Source organism: Calditrichota bacterium, from assembly GCA_013151735.1.
Classification (GTDB): Bacteria; Zhuqueibacterota; JdFR-76; order JdFR-76; family BMS3Abin05; genus BMS3Abin05.
The window spans coordinates 1-6935 of sequence record JAADHR010000003.1 but is presented as its reverse complement, the minus strand read 5'-3'; the positions used below and the strand labels follow the sequence as shown (position 1 = coordinate 6935).

General features: G+C 46.1%; 6 protein-coding genes. All 6 read right to left on the bottom strand.

All coding sequences use genetic code 11. From position 1 onward, the window contains the following. The coding region (locus tag GXO76_00095) for a glycosyltransferase (GenBank protein ID NOY76242.1) at positions 1 to 673 on the bottom strand (673 nt) is incomplete at its 3' end. Then, entirely contained in the window at positions 670 to 1866 is a 1197-nt protein-coding gene (locus GXO76_00090) for a glycosyltransferase family 4 protein (GenBank protein NOY76241.1), read from the bottom strand. The genes GXO76_00095 and GXO76_00090, both read right to left, overlap by 4 nt. Before the next feature lie 80 nt (positions 1867 to 1946). Continuing rightward, entirely contained in the window at positions 1947 to 3116 is a 1170-nt protein-coding gene (locus GXO76_00085) for a glycosyltransferase family 4 protein (GenBank protein ID NOY76240.1), read from the bottom strand. A 1-nt stretch (position 3117) separates the two neighbouring features. Next, positions 3118 to 4056, bottom strand: a complete 939-nt coding sequence (locus GXO76_00080; protein ID NOY76239.1) for an NAD-dependent epimerase/dehydratase family protein — start codon at positions 4054 to 4056, stop codon at positions 3118 to 3120. A gap of 21 nt (positions 4057 to 4077) precedes the next feature. Then, a complete protein-coding gene (locus GXO76_00075; GenBank protein ID NOY76238.1) occupies positions 4078 to 5805 on the bottom strand; it encodes a hypothetical protein in 1728 nt (575 codons plus the stop codon). 4 nt (positions 5806 to 5809) lie between these two features. Next, on the bottom strand, positions 5810 to 6935 hold a 1126-nt coding region (locus tag GXO76_00070; protein NOY76237.1), incomplete at its 5' end, for a hypothetical protein.

The following is a 6935-nucleotide window of genomic DNA, read 5'->3' as shown; positions in this document are numbered from 1 at the left end:
GAATTAAGGGAGGACTCGCCTTCAGCAAATAGGTGTGCCCTTTGACATCACTTAAATGCCCGACCACAGAAATAATCAGATCGTGATCGGATAATCCCAGCTCCGTTCGAATGGTCTTGCCTGATTTCTGGAATCGATTGAGATCCACCCCGTAATGGATGGTGGAAATTTTTTTGGGAGGGATGTGTCGATTCTGAACAAAATAATTTCTGACCTCATGGGAAACAGCCACAATGTGTGTCATCTGCGACGCGGCAGTCCGGTAGGTCACAATGTGGCGCCACCGGTCGTCTTCCACATTTCCGGTCGGAATGGCCAGAGCCGTCTGCCAGGACATTTTGACCGGCGTCCCCACCATTTGGGCCGCAAAGGTGCCAATGACATCGGCATAAAACAGAGTGGTCAGCAAAATATCCACACGATACGTCTTCAAAAGATCGGCAACTTTGGGAATAAGGGAAAAATCAAAACTAAATTTTTTGGCAAAAACAAAGCAGGCTTCACTGGCGCTTCGGAACTCCGGCTCCAGAACGCCCCCCTGCCCCACACTGGCCACAAGAACCCGGAATTGCTCTCGGTCGATGCGTTTTACGAGTTCCAGCAGGGCCTTTTCTGCCCCGCCAACACCAAATCCGTTCACCAGAAATAAAATTGTGAGCGTTTTCTTCTTCATGGATTTTGAACCACCTCTTCACAAAGTTTCGACAACATTTTTCCCCGCATGGTCCAACTGTGTTTGGTTTCAATGTCTTTGCGGGCGTTCCGGCCCAGCGTCAATCTGAAGTCTTTGTTGCGAATCAATTCCCTTATCCCCGAAACCATTTTGTCGATCTGATCCGGCTCGTACAACAGACCGTTCCTGCCATTTTCAATCACCTCGGCAATCTGCCCGATATTGCTTGCCACCACGGCCTTGCCTGCCGCCATGTACTCATAAAGTTTCATCGGAGAAAAATAGAAAAAATCCAGGTACGGATAAGGTGCCAGCACAATATCCATGACGGACACATATTTTCCCATGTCCTCGTGGGGTACGAGTCCCGTAAAAATGACGTTATTCTGGAACCCATTTTCCTTCACAAAGGCATGCAAATCGTTTTCTCTGACCCCCCCGCTGCCCACCAGCAAAAATTTGACGGACGTCTCCGTCCGCAAAATTTCCTTCATGATTTTCATCAGATTGTCGATGCCGTGCCAGTAATGGAACGAGCCGATGAATCCAATTACAATCTCGTTTGAAAGCTGATATTTTTTTAGCAATTCCTTGTTTTTTTTGAAGGGAATAATCCGTTCTTCATCTGCTCCGTTTGGGATCACCACGATTTTTCGGGGATCACCTCCCTGATCCACGTAATATTTTTTGATCAAATTGGACACCACAAAGACTTTTCGGGTCGCTCGAACATTGAAGCGCTCGATCAAAGAATCAACCAGGGGAAGTTTTTTGTAGTGGGTGTAGAATTTACGATATTCGTACACCTCGGGTGAATCGGCTTCGACCATCCAGGGAACATGGTAAAAGCGCGTCACAAACCAGGTGGAAAATAAATACACATCCAGACGCGAAATCACCAGATCGGGTTTCTCCCGTCTGAGGATCGCCATTTCCTTGGCAATGTACTTCAGATTTTTCAGAATTTGGCTGGGCTCGTGAAGATAACGATCCAGAAATCGCTTCAGATTATTTTTGATTTTAGACGGCAGCTGCTGTTCCGATTGGGTCTCGTCCGGCTTGGCATTCAACCAATATTGTTTGATTTCGTGCCCCTGTTTTTCCAGAGCATTCAGCAGTTCAACCGCTTTTATGGTTGAACCAATGGCTCCTTCGTAAAGATCGTAAAGGTAATTAAAATAAACGATTTTCAATGGACTTTTCCCGATGTTTGTTATTGTTGGTTTCAAAAGAATTGAGACAAAGAGGGGATGATCTGCTTTTTGAGGAAAACCTATTCAGATCGGGATTGAATTAATTTTAAATAAATATCTTTTGTATTTTTCGCAATACTTTCCTGCCGGAACCGGGCCTCGGCTATTTTTTTGCCGTACCGCCCCATTTCTCCGGCCCGGTCCGGGTTTGAGTAAATAAAATCAAGTGCTTCGGCCAGCTCATCCCGGTTTCCGTAGTCCACCAAAAGCCCGGATTTTCCGTGTTCCACCAAAAACGGAATTCCTCCCACGCGTGTGGCCACTACGGCCTTTCCGGCGGCCATGGCCTGTTCAATAACCATCGGAGACGATTCCTCAATGGAATTCATCACCACCGCCTGGCAGTTTTCAAATTCGCGGAACAGCTCCTCGTCGGAAAGCCTCCCGCGATAAATAATGTTGTTCTCAAGGTGTTTTTCAAAGATAAACTTTTTCAACAAATCAAAATAGTCCGGTTCAAAAACTTTACCAACCAGGTGCAATTTCACATCCGGATGTTTCTCAGCCAATTTTTGAACGGCTTCCGCCAGGCCCAAAACCCCTTTTCTGGCACGAATCATTCCCACAAAAAGAAATTGCTTAGGGTTCGCCCGATTGTCCAGTTCAAAGAACCGTTGATCCACCGGGTTGTCAATGTGGTAAAAGGTAGCCGCCGTTCGATCCTGTATTTGCTGCTCCACGTAAGGAGAAATGACGATAATGTGTTTGGCCGCCCTCAGCGTGGCATTTTCAAAATAATGATTAAACTTATTTTTGACGGTGTTTAAAAGCCTGGCACGCCATTTTAAATTCTTTTCGACGATTTTTGCTTCTTTTGAGAGAATTCCGTGCACGGTCAGAAGGGTCGGGAAACCAAGGTTTCGTGTGGCAAATCCGTAAATATCCGTGCCGTGCACATGAACCAAATCGGGTTGGAGCTCATCAATTTTTTGTTTGATCCATTTTTTCTCGGGGGCAAATAGCGTCAGACGGTTCCGCGCCTTATTGGCCGGCAGCCAATGAACCTGCACATTTTCAACAGGTTTGTAGGGGATATCGCGGTCATAATCAATCGTCAGAACATGGATTTCCAATTCCGGGTCGTCTTTCAGGCTGGAAACCAGATTTTGTACCACAGCCTGAATTCCTCCGGTTGTTTTGGCCGGGTCCAGCGGATAGGGTGAGACAATGGCAATCTTGTGTTTTTTCATTCTAATGTCCCAATAAATCCGAATAGTCGATTTCAATCAACTTCTTCAATCCGTTGAACAGATCCTCTTCCGGTTGCCAGCCCAATTCCTTTTTGATTTTGTCAATTCCTGCAACCAGATGGAGGCGTTCCTGCTTCCGAACGCGTGCCGGATCGATTTCAATCGTCACATCCCGGCCCAAAATATCCGCAACTGTTTTAACCAATTCATCCACCGAATATTCGTGTCCGGTACCCACATTAAACGTGTGCAACCCGTTTGAGAATTTCTGATCCATCTGAAACAAGGCCTTGGCGACATCCAGCACATAAATGTAATCCCGTTTGGGTTTCAAATTGCCAAGATGGACGGTGTCTCCTTTCCGCAACTGATCCAGGATTTCGGGAATTACGTGGGGGTTGGTCTCGTTGGGACCAAAAAGGTTAAACAGGCGGGCCACAACGCCGGTTTTTCCGGTTTTCTCATGAAACAGACGCATCAGATGCTCGCCAAAATATTTGGTATCACCGTAAATATCCATGGGCCAGGGACGATGCTCTTCCAGATTAAAATCATCAAATATGCCGTAAACAGCAGCCGTGGACGCGTAAATTACTTTTTCGACGGGACCATCTTGAGCCGCTTCCAGGACGGATTCTGTCCCCTCCACATTGACCTGAATGGTTTCAATCGGATGCGCATTGCAATAGGGGATAAAATGGAGAGCCGCCAAATGAAAAATTGTCTGGGGTTGAAATTCCTGAATGGTTTCTTTAAGACGCTGGGTCTCCCGCAGATCCCCTTCAACGATTTCCAGATTGGGGTCATTTTCAGGCAGAAATTCTCGCTTTCCATTAAAAAAATTATCGTAAACGACCACGTTGTATCCGTTTTCCAAAAGGAACTGAGTCAAATTGGAACCTAAAAATCCGGCGCCACCGGTAACCAATGCCATTTTCATTCTGTTCTTCTCCATTTAAAATTAGTTAGTTTGTCCTACCCGAACGTTCTTGGGAGGTGACGGAGGTGTTGAGTCTGTTTTTTTACTTGACCCTCTGTAAACAAATTTCACGGCGTCCGCCACAATCATTCCGTTTGCCTGATTCGACACCTGAACATAATTGGATGTCCCCACCCCAAGAAAGTAAATACCCAGGCTGTTCCATTGGCCGCCATTTTTGCGTTGATTGACCAGAATCAGCGTATCCCCCTGAGCAAAATGAATTTTGTAGGGTGCATTCGAAGCAAAATTATTTGCGGCCGGGTGCCACTCGTAAATTTCATAAAAGCCCGGCGCTCCAATGCGCGGGGTCCATTTGCCGAAAGCCTCTCCGTTCCCGGCATCTGCGTAATAACAACTTCCATGCCCATGCACCCGCCAGGAATCCGGCCAATACTGATACTTATCCGGATTAAACGTCATGCCCTGCTGCTCGAATTTCCCCTGAATATTAATGAGTATTGGATTCTGAACATTTCCTTCGTCATCCAAAAGAATATCCGAGACGATTTTTTGCGGAGACTTTACCAGAATAATGGCATCTCCAATGGGCTTCATCCAATCCCCTTCCACATTGTTATTGTTGCTCCATCCGACCAGGGTAACCTGGTCAAATGGCTTCCCCGTATTAAAGTCGGGTTGTTGGCCCCCGAAAAAGCGGTAATACGTCTCCCCTCCTAAATCTTGTTTACTAACGGTTTTCGTGTGTGCCGTTGCATTAACAAGCACAATTCCATTTTCATATTTTCGTGCCAAAACACCATCGGACAAATGATACATTTCCCCAACCGGCTGCCCCAAATTGACACTCCATTCGTCAAACCACCAGGGAACGGCCCAGTGAGGAGACCCGCCCTTCCCGTAATTGTACATCACATAAATATCATCTTTCAACAAACCAATCCCCGTGGTATAGCGCATGCGCTGCCAAAAACCCGATTTTTTTTCTGTGGGAGCCGGATTTTCCACATACTGAAGCGCCCGTTGATTCATAATGAGCATTCGCGGGATCGTGCCCTTGCTTTTCCAGAGCTCTTCAAATGAAAGCTCCCTCTCCACAGAGCCGGAGAATTCGGGGTAATCTTCCCACATAAATCCGTTCAAATCAAAACTGAAGTCAATGGATTGCCCCGGATTTCCAATGATAACTACCCCCGGCCACAATTCCCGGATTCGTTTGGCCATATAAGACATGCCGTCCTTATATTCCTGAACCGTGTATCGGGACGTATTTCCCCACCAGGGTTCATCCCAATGATCCAGATACACGCCATCATAGCCTTTATCTTTCCATCGAACACTGGCCCGTGCCTTCCATTCCCGGAACGTCAAGCCATCCAATGCCACCCCGCTGGCTTCCTCTGTTCCATGATAAACCGGACAATTGGGTCCAACATCCGGCCGCCCCTGGTCGTCATACCAATCAGGCACCGGTGCTTCCCGATGTCCGTCCCAAATAATGGAATCAAAAGGCAGAATAATGGCGTTGGGATTGATGGCCTTTATTGCCTGAATTTGCTCCCGTGTGAGATCGGCAACGATCAGATCGTATCGGGCAAAAATCGGGATTAAACACTCCTGATCGGGATCAACCCAGGATTGTTGAATGGCCAAATGGGGATAACGGGTATGGCTGGGATATTGTGCCCAAAGACCCTGAAATCCCGCAAAAATCATGAATAAAACAGCAAGAATTCTTCCAAACTTCATTAAGTCATCCTTCTTTTTTATTGGGCAAATCTTTAATCGTGTAAATAAAAATTGAATACCCAATGGTTGCAACCGGCTTGTATTTTTTGAGCCATTGGTAAGATGTCCCCGGGAAAAAGCCTTCGATATTTTCCAGGCACGTGGCGCTAATCGCGATGGTGCCTGTGCGGGGAGCGGTCAGTTTACGGAGTTCTTCCGGGGTTTCTTCACCCGTTTCCCGTCCGTTTACACCCAACATTTTTTTGTAACGGATTCCGTAATAATCCGGATCAGCCGAACCAAAATAGCTGAGATTAACTTCTGCAATATGATTTTCAGCAAGATAGTTTTTGAGACGTCTTAAGTCCTGCCCCCAATCCAGATTCGAGTTGACCAGATAGTGATGTCCCTTTGCCGGTCCTCCGATAAATTCATTAAAATAGGCAAGATAATTGGGAAAGATCACCAGCGATTCAATAAAAAGCCATATAGCCAGGCCACCCACGCCGAATTTAATCTTTTTTTGGTGAGCTATTTTATGATTGATTACGGAACTGGCGATGAGAATAAGAAAAGGAAGAATAAGTAAATTAATATAGCGATAGGTCCATGGGTGGACTTTCAAGTCCATGCTCAAAATAAAAAGAACGGGCAACAGCAAAAATAGGAATTTTCGAAAATCATAGAACACAAGAAAAATGCTTCCCGCCAGAATCAGGAGTATGATTGGAATCGGTTCTTTTATGAAAAATGCAACAAACGGAAAGGACGCAAATCTCCCGCGTTTTCCCATAAAAAAGGGGCGATAACCCTGCACTTTTCCTTCTTCTTTTGTACGCGGCAAAAAACCAAACCATTTTACAAAGCTCACAATAAACGGCCTGGCCGGAACCCGTACCAATTGTGCCAGGTGGACGGCTTTTTCTTTCGCTTCCGGGGAACGAATGTGCAGTTTCTCCAGCGATAATTCAAATTTCTGAAGGTCGTTATCATCCCGAAAAACCGACCAGGTTTTAAAAAACCCATAATCCATCGACAAGACAAGAAATCCCAGCAACAAGATGACGACCCAGTGCAAAAAATAGGTGCCTTCTTTTTTGTTCCAATAGGCAGCCTTCAAACGCTTCAGTAACGGGAGCGAAGAATCCGCA